Genomic DNA, 15418 nt, shown 5'->3' with positions numbered 1-15418 from the left:
TCACGCTCTGCCGGAGACTCGTCGGCAGTCGCGCGTCAGTGTTGGAATCCTGTAGATCGATGTGCTCGCAGCGATGTAGAGGTCCGTTCCCTCGATGCCGCCGAAGCAGAGATTGCCCACCTTCTCAGGGACGGGAATCCTGCCGATCTCCTCGGCCTCAGGAGAGTAAATGACGACGCCGTCGAGGCACGACGACCAGACGTTGCCGTGTTCGTCGACTTTGATACCGTCGGGGACTCCCGGAGATACCTCGACGAAGTCTTCACCCGCCTTGACCCGCCAATCGTCGATGAGATAGCGGCGGATGTGGTGGCGCTCGAAAACGCCCTCTCTGTTGAGTGCGGCTGAGTCGGCGACGTAGAGGAGCGATTCGTCGGGGGAGAAGGCGAGTCCATTGGGTTCGACAACATCGGTGAGCGCGACGGTGAGCCGTCCTTGTGGAGTGATTCGGAAAACCCAGTGATCGCAATATTCCCGCTTCCCGGGGTGGCCTTCTTCCGGATAGATGATTCCGTAGGCGGGATCGGTGAACCAGATCGATCCATCGGAGGAGACGACCACGTCATTGGGCGCGTTGAATCGGTACTCCTGCCAGTGGTCAACGATGACTGAGATGTCGCCATCGACATCGCGCTCGAGCCTGCGTCCCCCGTGGGAGCACTGAACGACCGCTCCGTCGAGATCGATGGTGCGCCCGTTGACATGATCGGGTGACTCAGAGTGGACAGTGCTCTCTTTGGCGGCGGGATCGTAATCCCACACCCTGTTGCCGATGACGTCGGAGAAGCGAAGCGTGTTGGTCTGCGGCAACCAGCATGGTCCCTCAAGCCAGCGCCCTCCCGTGAAAACTTGTTCGAGCGTCGAGGTATCGGCGACGAGGTCGGACATATTCATAGTGGTCTCCTTGTAAGCATCACATCGTTGTGCCGGTGGATATCAGTGTTGGGGGCTCAATATGCGGATGACAGTCGAGTCATCGTCACCGCCGCGCCCCTGCGCGTCGCCCAGGATGTAGAGCTGTTCTGCGGCTGCAGCGAGTGGAACCGCGATACCCGCGCTCTTGGCCGCAGCAGTCACGATCCCCATGTCCTTGACGAAGATATCGAGACGCGAACACACTTCGGGCTCATCGCCCTCGTAGGCCTCAATTGCGCGCGGTCCACGATTGCCGAGCATGAACGACTCTGCGGCTCCCGCCATGAGTGCGTCGAGGACCATTCGCTGGTCAAGTCCGAGGCTGCCGGCGAGAGCGAGTGCCTCTGCGGCGGCGGCGATGTGGATGCCGCACAGGAGTTGGTTGACAGTCTTCATCGCTTGGCCCTTGCCGGGGACATCGCCGACGAGGACGAGTGTGCCCGCCATCGCGTCGAGGACGGGCTTCGCATGCTCCCACGAGTGCCGCGTCGCACCGACTGTGACGAGGAGATCCCCCTCGCCTGCTCGGACGGGGCCACCCGACACGGGCGCGTCGACGAGACCGATGCCGACGTCGGCGAGGCGCGCGGCAGCGTCTTCAACGGCGTCGGAGCCGACAGTGGAGGTGAGAATGACGGACGCTCCCGCTTCGAGGACCGGAACGACTCCATCAGCGCCGAAGAGGACGGTATGCAGCTGTGCGGCGTTGCGGACCGCGATGAGCACGACATCTGCCCCCTCAGCGGCCTCGGTAGCCGTGCTGGTGACATCCAGCCCTTGAGCTGCGCCGAGATTGCGTCTGTCCTTGAAGGGGTCGAATCCGACGACGGTGAAGCGCTTCGCGAGATTGGTTGCGATCGGCAGGCCCATGGCTCCGAGTCCGAGGACTGCAACGGTGAACGACATTGTTCTGCTCCTATGGGGTCAAAGAGGACGAGTCGGGTGGGCGTGACGCTCCGGCACTCACGCCTCAAGGGTGGCGACGACGTCCGCGAGGGACTCGTCGGTGCCGACGTTTCCGGCGAAAACGACGTAGGGGATTCCCCGCGCGGGTCCGTCGATCGCCGACCAGAGGGAGACGATGCCCGGCAGCATCGGCCCGATGACTCGCGCCCGTCGAATTTGAAGGCCCTTCGATGCGATGTCGGAGGAGGTGATACCGCCCTTGGCGATGACGAAGCGGGGAGAAGCGCGCTCAATGATTCCGCGGACGACCGCGACGAGCGCCGCGGAGATCATGCGCGCCTGGGCGAGCGCCGTGTCGGGGTCGTAACCGGAGAGCATCGCCCGGGATGTGTGCAGGATGACGGTCCGCTCATTGAGCCCGGCGATGGCGCGGTCGATGAGCTCATGAATATGTGCGTCCTCGTCCTCGCCGGTGATGATCCGTGCGGAGTCGAGGACGAGGACGTCGGCGCTGCTCCGTTGGGTGAGATGATGGAGCTGGCGGGCGGTGACGCCGACATGCGAGCCGACGACGACGAGGCCGCCTGCGGTGGCGGAGCGCCCCGAGCGGGAGGCTTCGATCTCGGCGGGGGTGAGCGGGGCGTGAGGGCGCTGACCGATGCGCTCGCGGACGAACGGTGGGCCGACCCGGTAAATGAATCGAGAGCCTGCCTCTTCGGCGCGGATGAGGGCGAGTGAGAGCGCCCGCATATCGGCGGTGTCGACGATGTCGACTCCGATCGGCTGCGACTCCTTCGCGCTTGTCAGGATCGCGACGGTCGCGTCGGGGTCGCTGCGCAGCGTGTTGATGTCGATGACGAGGACGTCTTCGGCGGTGCGGGCGCCCCCACTCTTCTCCTCGACCCATTCGGCGAAGGAGGAGTGCGAGTAGCCGAAGGTGTTGTCGCGGGCGAATTCGGACTCGGCTGCGGGGACATAGCCCGCTGCAGCGCTTCCCGCGTAGTGGACTCCGTGGACGGAGATGCGTCCGGCTTCGGGGAACGCGGGGACGAGGACGACGCCGTCGATCCTCTCGCCCGTCGCCTCCTCGAGTGCGGCGGCGATGGCGTTAGTCTCCAGGGGGTAGTGGCCGCGCAGGGTCGAGTCGGATCGTGACACGAAATCGATGTCGATGCCGAGCGCCGTTGCTGCGGCGAGGGCGGAGGCGACGACTTCTCGATTGACGCGCTCGGCGTCTTCGGGGGCGAGCGAGCGCGAATTCGTCATGACGTAAACGGCTGGGACTCCGCTCCCCAGCGCCCACAGGAAGTCCTCCTCCTCCCATGAGGTGAGGACAGGCAGGTTGGCGACCGACTGGGTGCCCGTGGGATCGTCATCGAGGACGACGCGGATGGCCGTTCTCGATGCCCGTGCCTGGGCGGCGGCGACATCGTCGGCTGTGACGGCCGGGATGGGGGCGAGTCCCGCGGTGAGCGCTTCATGCGTCGTGAGCGGCATTGTCACTCCTTCGTAGATTGGTCCCACAAAGTGAGCATCATTGCTCAGACCTCTGAGGACTGATGTTGATCGTACGCACTAATCACCCATGTGGCAAGAGGGCCTCTGAGGATTTGTGAAAGCGGTGCTATTCGGCAGTATTCGCGATCAGATCGAGGCGCGTCTGAGTCATATGAGCGCGCATTGCGTCTTTCGCCGCTTCCTCGTCCTGCATGCGGATGGCATCGAGAATCATGCGGTGGTGGCACTGGGCGCGTTCTTGGACATCGGGCTGCGAAGCAGTGACAGTCCGTGATTCGTGGAGAGCCAACTCGAGCGGTGACATGACGACCGGCAGGAAGGGATTGTTGCTCGCGAGGAGGATCCGCCGATGGAATGCGAGGTCCGCCTCGACAGTCGCCGCAACATCGCCGACGTTCCGCGAACTTTCCATCTCTTCAATGAGTGAAGCGAGGGCTGTGACGTCCTCGTCGGATCTGTTCCTCGCCGCGAGCCCGGCGGCTCCGACTTCAATCATCCGGCGAAGCTCAACGAGTCGCAGGCCGACGTCGCGGGGGGACGAGTCTCGCAGGGTGAGTGCGATGACCGTCGGAAGATCCGTCCACTGGGAGCGCGGTGCGACATATGTGCCCCGGCCCTGGATGACTTCGAGGACCCCGCGCTCCTTGAGCACCTTCACTGCCTCGCGGACAGTGAGGCGCGAAACGTCGAGCTCTTGGGACAAGACGACCTCGCCCGGCAGAGCCCCTCCTTCGGGGTACGTCCCGTTGAGGATCCGATCAATAACGGCATCGACGACGCTGCCGACGAGATCCTTGCGCATATCATCCTCCCGTCTGTGATTCTCCCACACGCGCCCGGCCCGTTATGACATCGGTGCATGCATTAGGGGTGAGTGAGAGTGGCTGTGCGACTACCCTGGGAGCATGGCACACGAGTACGCACCAGTCTCCAGCACCGACGCTGAAGTCGTCGGTCTTCTCGCATACTCCGCTCTCGCTGCGATGACTCGCCTGGCGAAGGACGGGGACCAGGCGCCCACCATCGAGGCGCATGTCGAACACGCCCGCATGTCCGCCCGCGCCTTCGAGATCTTCGAGCAGCTCGAAAAATGGTCGGACCATCGCGACCACGATCTGAATGCGTGTGCGGGCGAATACTCCGGGCTTTACGACGACCTGGATACGCGCACGCGACCGACCACGTGGTTCGAACGGTCTGTCAAGACCTATGTCACCGTCGGCATCATCGGCGACATGCTGCTTGAAGTGTCACAGCGCCACGAACTCTTCGACGCTGATGCCGCTCCCTGGGACCTCGAACAGGGGGCGTGGGAGCGCCGACATATCGCGCCCGTCACGGCGGAGGACCCTCAACTCGCCGCGCGCCTGTCTCTGTGGGCGAGGCGCGTCGCCGGCGAAGTGCTCGGCCTCGTCCGCGCAACGCTGTTCACCCACCCCGCCCTCGCGGAGGACCCCGACACTGTGGACGCGATCGTCGCCTATGTGACGAAGCGCCACGGCGAGCGCATGGCGCAGATCAACCTCAAAGCCTGAGGCCCGCCTTCAGTTGACGGTGAATCCGACTCTGCGCTCCTGTTGATCAGAGATGTGGATGAAGGCGAGGGATTGTGCGGGGATCAGGTAGCGCTGCCCCTTCGAGTCCGTGAGATCGAGCAGGGTCGACTGCGACACGGCTTCTTCGATGCGGGCGATGAGTCCGGCCTCGTCGGTGTCGATGTCGAGGTGGAGTTCTCGGGCCGAATCGCCCACTCCGATGACGATATTCATGGCGTCCTCCTTTTCGTTGGCGTATGGGTCCCATGCTATTCGCCGCAGACGCACATGGCCTCTGCGATGATTCAGTCATGAGCGAAACCAGGCTGTTGATCCAACCGCGACCGGATCATTGGGCGGATCTGCCCACTTTGTCCGACCTGCAAGAACAGGTTGTAGCGGCCGGTCGCGCCGAATCGCTCGTCGTTCGAGGCGCCCCCGGATCTGGGCGCACCACCTGCGCCTTCGCCCTCGCTCTCGACGCCGTCACGAGGGGCGAATCCTTCGTCATCCTCACGCCCGATCGAATCAGGGCAGACCTATTGACTCCGAGGGTCCACGCCCTCGCCCCCCAAGCGGTCCGCCCCGTGCGCACTCCCGCTTCCTTCGCCCACCACATCGTGTCCACTTGGAGGATCCAGCGCGCGGATCCGCTCGGCCCCGTCGAACTCGTCACAGGCTCCCTCCAAGACGTCCTGCTCTCCGAACTCCTCGAGATCGTTGACGCGCCATGGCCGGATTTCATGCAGGGCACGATGCGCGCCATGCAGGGCTTTCGCGCAGAGTTGCGGGACCTCTTCGCTCGCGCCGGAGAGGCGGGGCTCAACGGCGAAGATCTGCGCCGGGCGGCCGACGAGTTCGGGATCGAGCAGTGGAGGGGGGCGGGAACCCTCTTGAGCGCCTATCTCGACAATTCCGAGTTCTTAGTCGACTACCGCGACATCCTCAGAGTCGACCTGTCGCGCATCCAGGCTCTCGCGGCGGACCTCGTCGAGCACTGGGAAGAGCGCGCCATCGCTGAGTCGGTCAGCGCCCCCGCGCCCAAGCCCGACCTCGTCATCGTCGATGACCTGCAGGACTGCACGGCGTCCACCCTCTCCCTGCTGTCCACCCTTCACGCCCGCGGCAGCCGGGTCATCGCATTCTCCGATCCCGATGTCGCTGTCTCCTCTTACCGGGGCGGTGAACCCCACCTCGATATGCGCCTTGCCGGGTTGCTCAAAGCGCCGATCATGCACCTAGGAGACGTTTTCACCCAGACGCGGGTACTGCGCGACTGCATCATCGATGTGACCGAGGGGATCACCCAATCCGGTCCCGCACTGCGCCGCCGCGCCGCCACACTCGCCTCCTCCGCTCAGCGGGGCGATGTCACCAGCCATGTCGCCGCCACGAACGCGCAACTCGGTGCGCATATCGCGCAGGCGCTGCGCCGACGCCACCTGCACGACGGCATCGCCTGGCGGGACCAGGTCGTCCTCGTGAGGTCGTCGTCTCAAGCGTCTGACATGATGCGCGACCTGCGCAGGGGGGGAGTCCCCGTTGAAGCCGGCACCCGGGCCTTCGACTTCGCCTCGCAGGCGACGACGCGCGCCCTCCTCGAACTCATCGTCTCCTCGGGCGCCGACGATGAACGGGCGGCCCGCCTGCTCATCGAATCCCCGCTCATCGCAGTCGACCCGCTCAACGTATTCCGGCTCGTCCACACCCTCAACGCTGAGGACGGAGCCGACGACCATGCGACGGCTGGGGGAGCCCACGCCCGCCTGCTCGGCGTGGGGGACCTCCTCGCAGATGAATCCTTGTGGAGGGAGCGTCTGTCGGGCGAACAAACCGACGAGATGACCCGCGCAGCGCGGATGTGGAGTGCGCGCACCGGAGCGGGACATATGCGTCCCAGGCAGGCCCTGTGGCACATGTGGAGCGCCGCGGGCCTCGCCGACGCGTGGCGCGACGGAGCGATCAGCGGGGGAGAGGACTCCGACTGGTTCGACGACCAACTCGACGCCCTCGTCGCACTCATGCGGGTCGCCGATGTGTGGGAGCAGCGCAACCCCACGGGGACAGCGACGGGTTTTGCAGCACAGCTCCTCAACGAATCCATCCCCATTGACACGATCTCACGGACCGGGGTGCGCCCCGAGGGCGTGCGCGTCCTCACGGTCGCACAAGCCATGGGTCGGCAGTGGAGCGTCGTCGCCATCGTCGGACTCCACGACGGCGCATGGCCGAATACCCGCCTGAGGTCGCAGATCATGCGCGCCGATCTGCTCGCAGACCTGGGGGCGGGCCGCTTCGGAACCGACGATGCAGGGGGGCGCGTCTTCATCGACGACCCTCGCAGCGCCCGCAGGGCCGTCCTCGACGACGAGCGCAGGCTCCTCGCAGCAGCGGTGTCTAGGTGCACGACCCATCTGCACATCGGAGTCGTCTCTTCGCAGGACTGCGCACCCTCGTCTTTCTTCGACCTGCTCGCCCGGCACGCCGACTCACATGCCGACGGACAGGCGCTGCAGGTCCAACTCGCGCCCGCGCCCCTGTCACTGAGGGGCCAAGTCGCGGATCTGCGCCGGGCCGCGACCGGCGTCGACGAGGACACCGATGCCGCGACCGCCGCCCGCTTACTCGCCCTCCTCGCACGCGAGGGCGTGACAGCCGCGGACCCGTCGACGTGGACCGGCGCCGGAGGAACCTCTTGTGAGGAGCAGATCCACGCCGGGCCCGTGTGGATCTCGCCGTCAAGATTCGAGGCCGCACTCCAGTGCCCCCTCAAGTGGTTCTTTTCATCGATCGGGGCCGAAGGGGGCGACGGGACCGCTCAACGGATCGGCACCCTCGTCCACGAGATCGCCCAAGAGCTGCCCCACGGCACGATGACGGAGCTCAATGACGCCCTCGAGGCCAGGCTCGCCCTGCTCGACGTCGAGGAGGACCAGTGGGCGCACCTCGACTTCGTGGACCGTGCTCACGAGAAGGTGAGCGGCCTGGGGATCTACATCGAAGGGGTGCCCGGGCGCGTCGATGTCGAAGTCCCCGTCACTGTGGAATTGGACGGCATCGTCATCAATGGGCGACTCGACCGGATCGAATACGTTGACGGCGGGGTGCGCATCACCGACCTCAAAACCGGCAGCCCAGTGACGAAGCGGCAGGCGGAAGAGCACCCGCAACTCGCCGCATACCAGCTCGCCCTCGAAGCGTTGGGATACACCGTGGCCGGGGCGCAGCTCGTCTACCTGACTGAGAACAAGGCGACGCTGCGAATGCAACAGCCCCTCGACGAGCCCACCCGAGCCGAATGGATGAACAAGATCCGCGCGGTCTCACAGATGGCGCACGGAAGCCGCATCCCTGCGACACCATCCACCGACGCGTGCAAGCACTGCGCCTTCACGTGCATATGCCCCGCCCAGCACCAAGGACGAAGGATGGTGGACTGATATGACATCCCGCTGCCTCTCCGCCGCACAGATCCAGACAATCGTCAACCCCCGAGTCGCGCCCACCCCTGAACAGACCGCCATCATCGAGTCCAACCTTCGGCCCCACCTCGTCGTTGCGGGCGCTGGCTCGGGAAAGACCGAGACCATGGCGATGCGGGTCCTGTGGCTCGTCGCGAACGACGAGAACATCACCCCCGCGTCGATACTCGGCCTCACCTTCACGAAGAAGGCTGCCGGGGAACTGGGGGAGAGGTTGCGCTCCAGGCTCCGCCGCCTCGGCGACGTCATCGGCGCCTTCGACCCGAATGAAGAGCCCGTTGCGCTCACCTACAACGCATTCGCCCAGCGGATCGTCGCAGAGCACGGGCTGCGCATCGGAGTGGACCCCGATTTCGCGATGCTCGGCGAAGCCGGTGCCGTCCAGCTCATGCACGACATCATCACGACCTGGCCGGTCGCCCTTGACGATGTGTCCTCGCTGTCGACAGCGGTGACATCCGGACTGCACCTGGCCGGACAGATATCCGAACACGGGCTCTCACTCGAACAGGCGCGGCTCGCTCTGGAAGAGTTCAGCGCAGAACTGGAAGCCGTGGGCGACACCAATCTGGACGCCCGCGCCGCTCAGAAAGCGAATCGGGGGCGCATCGCACTGCTCGACCCGATCGGCGAGTACCAGCGCCGCAAACGCGACATGGGCGTCCTCGACTTCGCTGACCAACTCTTCCTCGCCACCAGGATCGTCACCGAATCCCCCGAGGCCGTCGCCCAGATCCGCAACGAGCACAGAGCCGTCCTCCTCGACGAATTCCAAGACACATCCGTCATTCAGATGACGCTTCTGTCGACACTGTTCCACGACCACCCTGTCACCGCGGTTGGAGACCCGAACCAGGCGATCTACGGGTGGAGGGGAGCCTCCGCCTCCTCCCTGGAATCGTTCCTCAGTCGCTTCCACACCGGCGCACCCTCCGTGGAGCAGACGCGCACCCTGTCGACTGCGTGGCGCAATGACCGCAGAATCCTCGTCGCCGCGAATCGGGTGGCGGCGCCACTGCGCAGCGACACGAGCATCGCGAACTCGCCGATCCTCACCCAATCGCCGAAGGCGGGCGAGGGCGAGGTCGAGATCGCCTACACGGGTTCGAAACAACAGCAGATCGACGCGGTCGTCGATTACGTCGAGTCTCGTCGGAGCGCCCGAGCGGACGCGCCGCCCTCGATGGCAATCTTGTGCCGCAGGCGCGCGGACTTCCTCCCCCTCGATACGGCACTACGGGAGAGGGGGATCCCCACGCAGATCATCGGGCTCGGCGGTCTCCTCGATCAGCCCGGAGTCATCGACGTGAGGTGCGCGCTCGAGATCACCCACGATGTCAGCGCCTCCACGGCCCTGACCCGACTCCTCATTCGCGCCGACCTGGGGGCTGCCGACCTCGTCATCCTCAACCGCTGGGCTGCCCGCCTCGCCACGCAGGCCGGACGCGACCGGCATTCCGCGCTCCTCATCGAGGCCGTCGATTCACCCCCGCCCCCGGGGTGGTCTCCTGGCGAGGGCGAGCCCGCCTTCTCCCGCGCCGCACACGACAGGGTGTCATCGCTGGGAGAGCGGCTGCGCCAGATCCGCCGCCTGCACGGCAGGGGCCTCGTCGATATCGCCGAACGGGCCATGAGGATCCTCGGAATTCTCGACGACGCGATCTGCGACCCGGTGGGCAGGGGAGGGCGAGAGGCCCTCGACGCATTCGTCGACGTCATCGCCGAATTCGAGTCGGAAGCGGTTGCACCGACGCTCGGGGCCTTCCTCACGTGGCTGTCCTTCGCACAAGAGGAGGAGCGCGGGCTGACGGCCATTGCCGCCGAACCGGATCCTGCGACGGTGCAGATCCTGACGATCCACGGGGCGAAGGGCCTCGAATGGGACCATGTCGCCATCGTTGGAATGTCGGACAGCATATTCCCCCTGCACAGGGGAAAGAACAGCGTGCACTGGCGCTCCGATCCTCCGAGCACTTTCGGATGGGTGAATGACACGGGCGAACTGCCGCATCCACTGCGGGGAGACTACGCGGATCTGCCCGCTTTCGACATGGACCTGTCGAATGGGAGAACCCCGTCGAGCGCCTTCAAAGCATGGCTCAACAACGACTACAAGCCGGCCCTTGGCCGACACGCGGAGGCAGAGGAGCGCCGCCTCGCCTATGTCGCATTGACGCGCGCCCGACACTCCGAGCTGCTCGTCGGATCCTGGATGAATGAGGCGACGACTCCGAAGCATCCATCGCGCTACCTCATGGAGTCCTATGACGCGCTCCTCGACGACTCCCGACGGCTCGTATCACAGCGCACCGCGACCCGCGGCGACGGCGCTTCCCACGCGCTTACTCCCGAGCAGATTCAGCGTGCGCAGCGCAACATCGAGGCCCTCGAAGAGGCGATCGCACCCGAACCGAGCGCCGAAGAGGCGAAGCTCCTCGCGCCCGAGCCCACCAGAGCCATGTTCCCCGTTGCTCCCGGCCCGTCCCGCAGGCTCATCATGGAGGCGGCTGCCGCCGTCCGCCAGGAGATGGCTCAGATGCCGACGAACGCAGACGCCTTCGCCCTGCTCACCGAACTCGGGCCCGACCCCCGCGTCAGCGACATCACCGCCCTCTTGGAGGAGCTGCGGATTCGTGCCCAGAGCCGCGACCGCGTCATCATCCAGGATCAGGTCCCCGCCACGTCGGTGGCGGCACTCCTCGACGACCCCGACGCCTTCGCCCTCGACATTAGGAGGCCCATGCCCCGCGAGCCGCTGCCCGGTGCAGGACTGGGGACGGTGTTCCACGCGTGGGCGGAGCGCCAACTGCGGCAGGTGAGCGGAGAACTCTGGGACGAGCCGATCATCGGCGTCGACGCGCTCACCGAGGCGGAGCGCGTGCGCCTGAAGCGAATGCAGGAGAACTTCGCTGAACTCGACATCGTCGTCACCGGCACGCCGGAAGCGGTAGAAGAGCCCTTCGCAGTCAATATTGCGGGCATCGTGGTATCGGGGCGCATCGACGCCGTGTTCACCCGCCCTGACGGCGCCGCCGTCATCGTCGACTGGAAATCGGGGATGGCCCCCGATGCGGCAACGGATCCGGCGAAGCTTCGCTACTACGCCACCCAATTGCGCCTCTACCGCCTCGCCTGGTCGCAGGCGCATGCGGTGCCACTCGACTCAGTGACCGCTCAACTCGCATTCGTCGCTCAGGGGAGCGTCATGAGTCTCGATCAGGTCGAGCATCTCGCCGGAATAGACCCGAGCGTCAGCCTCGACGACCTGCTGCGCGGCTCTCTCAACCGTTGAGTGGGGGCCGCCCCTGCGCTGCCGAGTGCCATCGTCTGCAGCATCGGCCGCAGGAAACTCAGGGGGCGTGGTTCCCATGGTCGTCGAGTTCGAGCCGCTCAGTCGAGGCATCTTCGTCGGACACGATGCGCAGGCGCCCGGTCCGGGGGCGCGGGGACTCGTCAACGAAGGGGCCATCCTGAGCCGATGGCGCCGCGGGGCCGACCGCCTGCGCGAGGATGCCATCGGGGATCGTGTCCGTCGACTCGGGGTCCGCATTGTGAGCGTCCGCGTGGTCCGGCGCTGGGACGGGAATGGTGATGGGACGCTGCCTGGCGACCAGTTGGTCATCTCCCAGATCCGTCGACAAGTCGGTCAGCATCTGGCGTGCCTGGGAGATGATCGACCGGTCCTCGGCGTGTAATCCGTGAACGAGCCACCGGATGATCGCCAACTCAGATACCAGCTGTGCGCGGGTGAAGAGTTTGAGGTCTGTGTGTGCGCGCTCGCGCGAATACGCCTCGCGGAAGCGGTCGAGGAACACGTCGGATGCCTGTGCGAGCACCCAGGCGATGTCCGTCGCGGGGTCTCCGACGTGAGCGGAGGAGAACCCCGTCATTGCGGTGATGGCGCCGGAACTCACAATGACGGCGTTGCCCTGCAGGTCCCCGTGTATTGGCGCGGGGGCGAATCTCCACAGGGAGACGTCGTCGAGGGCGGCCTCCCATCGGTTCCACAGGTTCGCGGGGATGAGGATCTGACCGGCGGCCTCATCGAGGAGGGCGAGGTGGCGATCCCGGCACTCGGCCGCCGTGTAGGCGGGCAGGTGGATGCCGGTGTAGACGACCTCGGGCAGGTTATGCAGTGCTGCGAGTGCCTTGCCGAGGGAGGCTGGCAGAATATGGGGGTCGTCGAAGTCCGAGTCCTCCATGGGGCGGCCGCCGAGGTCCTGGTGGACGATGACGCGGTCCCCCTGCGGAGTGAGGGTCGTGCCGTGGATGCGGGGGACGTCGAAGGGGATGCGCTTGGCGTCGGTGGCCTTGGCGAGGCGGGCGAGGACGCCCGATTCGGAGTCGAGGTCGAGGCCGCCGACGGTGGAATGAGGACAGGTGACCGTCCATGCGTTTCCCGCCGTGTCGACGAGGCCGGTCACGGAGGTCACCTCATCGCAGTACTGCGGAGGGCGCAGGCCCGCAACCTTGAGACCGGGGACTGCTGCAGTCGCCAGGGCGGCGAGTTCGAGTGGAGTCTTGGCGCGCATCATCTCTTCACGGTACAGCCCCGATTGTGCCTCGTCGGGTTCCCGATCCGACCGTCGCCCGAATCGGGGGTAATCCATGGATCGGAAGGAGGGTCTTGTGGCGCGCCGGAGCAGACTGATAGTTTCCATCAGGATAGTCAGCACGAGGGGTGGTCCTGCCTGTCCTGACGCTCCGGGGCGGGCAATGGTCGGCTGTCGGTTGACCAGATACGAGGAGGCAAGTCATGTCCAAGTGGAAATACATCCCGGTCCTGCTGGCCGCCATGCTGATGTTCTCGGGTTGCGGCGGAGGTGGCACGGCGTTGCCGAAGAGCCCGCCCAAGGACGCCGAAGGCATCCAACAGGCCTTCGAGAAGCTGCTGGCGGCTTCTGATAAACAGTTGGTCACCAAGATCACCGTGGGGTATCTCGGCTTCATGTTGAACGCATACGACAGCTCGCAGTCTGCGACTGGCGCTTTGATCGTCCAGAACTGGGGAGATCCCGAGCCGTATACCAGCGATGGTGCCCCGCAGCCGCCTGGGACCGCGTTCATTCCAATCACTGAGATAAATGTGGGCGGCATCTATCAGTCTTTTGCAGATTCCCTGCCGGATTGCGCCGAAGTCAACGTGCAAATCGAGGCCGCGCCCAACGGGGTGGTGATCAGTTCCGCGAATTGCGGGCTGGACAGCGAACGCACGATCGAGATCGGTGGGCAACGGTTCAGCGGGAAGCCGGACGCCTCCACTGTGGAGACCAACGCGCAGTTGCTGCAGATCCTCAACCAGTTGAAAGTGGGCAGGATGTCTGGGGTTGAGGCCAGTCGGGAAACGATCACCGCGATCGTCAGCCAACCGGGCCTGCCAGGGCTCGGCGGCAAGAGCTGTCCGGCGTGGTCGATCGATTGGGGGTTCTCCGGTATCTCGACGTCCTGCCGTGAGACCGACCCGGCGGAGGGGCATTTCTTTGAGCTGGCAGATATCAACAAGGACAAGTTCCCTGCGAACGCCGCCGATGTCTTTCGGGCCACCGTCGAGAATCCATCGATAGCCGAGGGGTACGCCATCACCTGGTCGCTCACCAAAAATGCCCTTGCCGTCGTTGCCACCCTCGGATTGTCTCCCACCGAGGCCCGCGAATACGGTTACGATCTGGCCGGTAACCCATTGCAGTGAGGCGAGTGTCCGGGGAGCGAAAGGCAGAGCCCGGTCGGAATGCCGGCTCGATATTCACTAGAATTGACACCGTGTTCGCGATCGATGGTGCGGGGGAATGCCGGATCAGCTGACGCGAGGCGACAGTCGATCAGGTGCTCGCTGCACCACGAACTCGACACCCCGGGCTTTGAGTTCGTTGATTTCTTCACTCAAGGCGATCCATAGTCATCGTCGATGACCTGAGTGTATGGCGGTTCCCGTCCTCCGGTTGCACCATCCGACCATCACCGGCGGCGACTGACGACTCGACCGCGCCCTCCACGTGGTCATCGACTCGCATACGCAAGGATCCTCGGTCGCCTACGTCGAACGGCGCGCCGCCGAAAGACACACCGGAGACCCGCCGCCCCAGGCGTTGCCCCGAAGAAATCTACCGCCGACTCAACACCACCGCTCGAATCCGACTCACAATGTGACGAACATAGGAGACTCAACTGAAGAGTCGCGTCATGGGTCACATGCCGTGCGGAGAAACAGCGTGTTTCATGTGTCCGCCGCATGCCCGGACCTATATGACAGAGGAACGACTCGCGAAAACGCACGCAGTTTCTGGAAGCCGTTGACACGAAGATATATCACTGGTATATATCACTGATATATACCGGTGGTCGACTTTCAAGAAGGGGCACGACCGAGATATGACCGAATTGAGCACGACGCAAGAGAGGATCCTCGCGGTCGGAAAGGATGAGTTCCTTGAGCACGGCTTCAAGGGCGCCTCGCTTCGGACCATCGTGAGGAAGGCGGGGTTCACCCTGGGCGCCTTCTACGGCTACTACCCCCATAAGGAGGCGCTGTTCGAGGCTCTTGCCGGGCCCGCCGCCGATGGCCTGATCGAACAGTTCAAAGCGGCCCAGGATGCGCACTTCGACCTGATACCCGATGATCGCACCGCTAAAAGCCGAGATTTGTCAACGGACTACCTTCTGCATTTCGTGAACTACATCTATGACAACTTCGACGCGTTCAAGCTGGTGCTGTGCTGCTCGGACGGCACCCGCTTCTCTACCTACGTGCACGACCTAGTGGAGCTCGATGTCAACCGGACCGAGCACTACTACAGCCGACTGCGCAAGATCGGGAAGATCGAAGGCGAGGTCGATCATGATCTGCACCACATAATCACGAGCGCCTACTTCACGGCGGTATTCGAAACCGTCGTTCACGATATGACGCGCAAACAGGCCGTCGAATATGTCCAGCAGCTGGCCATATTCTTCACCAGCGGATGGGAGAGGATACTCAGGCTCACGTAGCGCGTCGACAGAATCACTCATGAATTTCCACGTGTAACCCTATGTTCGGGATGGAGGGGCATTTGTGTCTCACAA

At 64.6% G+C, this 15418-nt stretch carries 11 protein-coding genes; 5 read left to right on the top strand and 6 right to left on the bottom strand.

The genetic code is table 11. The features are described 5' to 3' along the window. The 4 genes from BQ7471_RS00575 to BQ7471_RS00560 all read right to left on the bottom strand — a co-directional run bounded on the left by BQ7471_RS00575 (position 1) and on the right by BQ7471_RS00560 (position 4141). Positions 1–894 (bottom strand): SMP-30/gluconolactonase/LRE family protein, encoded by an 894-nt coding sequence (locus BQ7471_RS00575; protein ID WP_083663161.1) that lies wholly within the window; start codon positions 892–894, stop codon positions 1–3. 42 nt (positions 895–936) lie between these two features. After that, complete coding sequence (locus BQ7471_RS00570) at positions 937–1821, bottom strand: NAD(P)-dependent oxidoreductase (RefSeq protein WP_076463413.1); 885 nt, start codon at positions 1819–1821, stop codon at positions 937–939. A gap of 57 nt (positions 1822–1878) precedes the next feature. Continuing rightward, positions 1879–3318, bottom strand: a complete 1440-nt coding sequence (locus tag BQ7471_RS00565; protein WP_076463412.1) for a four-carbon acid sugar kinase family protein — start codon at positions 3316–3318, stop codon at positions 1879–1881. A gap of 127 nt (positions 3319–3445) precedes the next feature. Then, a complete protein-coding gene (locus tag BQ7471_RS00560; protein ID WP_076463410.1) occupies positions 3446–4141 on the bottom strand; it encodes a FadR/GntR family transcriptional regulator in 696 nt (231 codons plus the stop codon). Between the two features lie 103 nt (positions 4142–4244). Here BQ7471_RS00560 and BQ7471_RS00555 point away from each other — a divergent pair, with 103 nt between their 5' ends. Beyond that, on the top strand, positions 4245–4874 hold the full coding sequence (locus BQ7471_RS00555; RefSeq protein WP_076463408.1) for a ferritin-like fold-containing protein: 630 nt from the start codon (positions 4245–4247) through the stop codon (positions 4872–4874). A 9-nt stretch (positions 4875–4883) separates the two neighbouring features. Here BQ7471_RS00555 and BQ7471_RS00550 read toward each other — a convergent pair whose 3' ends face one another. Further along, positions 4884–5108 (bottom strand): DUF3107 domain-containing protein, encoded by a 225-nt coding sequence (locus tag BQ7471_RS00550; protein WP_076463407.1) that lies wholly within the window; start codon positions 5106–5108, stop codon positions 4884–4886. Between the two features lie 77 nt (positions 5109–5185). On the opposite strand from BQ7471_RS00550, the gene BQ7471_RS00545 reads away from it, so the two are divergent. Further along, positions 5186–8314, top strand: coding sequence for a UrvD/REP family ATP-dependent DNA helicase (locus tag BQ7471_RS00545; protein ID WP_076463581.1), 3129 nt, complete (start codon positions 5186–5188; stop codon positions 8312–8314). Position 8315: 1 nt separating this feature from the next. Then, positions 8316–11648, top strand: a complete 3333-nt coding sequence (locus BQ7471_RS00540) for an ATP-dependent helicase (protein WP_076463406.1) — start codon at positions 8316–8318, stop codon at positions 11646–11648. 58 nt (positions 11649–11706) lie between these two features. Here the strand turns inward: BQ7471_RS00540 and BQ7471_RS00535 are convergent, their stop codons facing one another. Beyond that, positions 11707–12966, bottom strand: coding sequence for a phosphotransferase (locus BQ7471_RS00535; protein ID WP_407922667.1), 1260 nt, complete (start codon positions 12964–12966; stop codon positions 11707–11709). Positions 12967–13112: 146 nt separating this feature from the next. On the opposite strand from BQ7471_RS00535, the gene BQ7471_RS00530 reads away from it, so the two are divergent. Together BQ7471_RS00530 and BQ7471_RS00525 are read left to right on the top strand one after the other, a co-directional pair. Further along, entirely contained in the window at positions 13113–14045 is a 933-nt protein-coding gene (locus BQ7471_RS00530; RefSeq protein ID WP_076463405.1) for a hypothetical protein, read from the top strand. 680 nt (positions 14046–14725) lie between these two features. Next, positions 14726–15343 (top strand): TetR/AcrR family transcriptional regulator, encoded by a 618-nt coding sequence (locus BQ7471_RS00525; protein ID WP_076463404.1) that lies wholly within the window; start codon positions 14726–14728, stop codon positions 15341–15343. Positions 15344–15418: the final 75 nt, after the last annotated feature.

It is taken from the genome of Actinomyces mediterranea, assembly GCF_900155595.1.
In the GTDB taxonomy this organism is placed as follows: Bacteria; Actinomycetota; Actinomycetes; order Actinomycetales; family Actinomycetaceae; genus Pauljensenia; species Pauljensenia mediterranea.
Note: the sequence above shows the minus strand (reverse complement) of the source record. Positions and strands in the feature narration are given on the sequence as shown.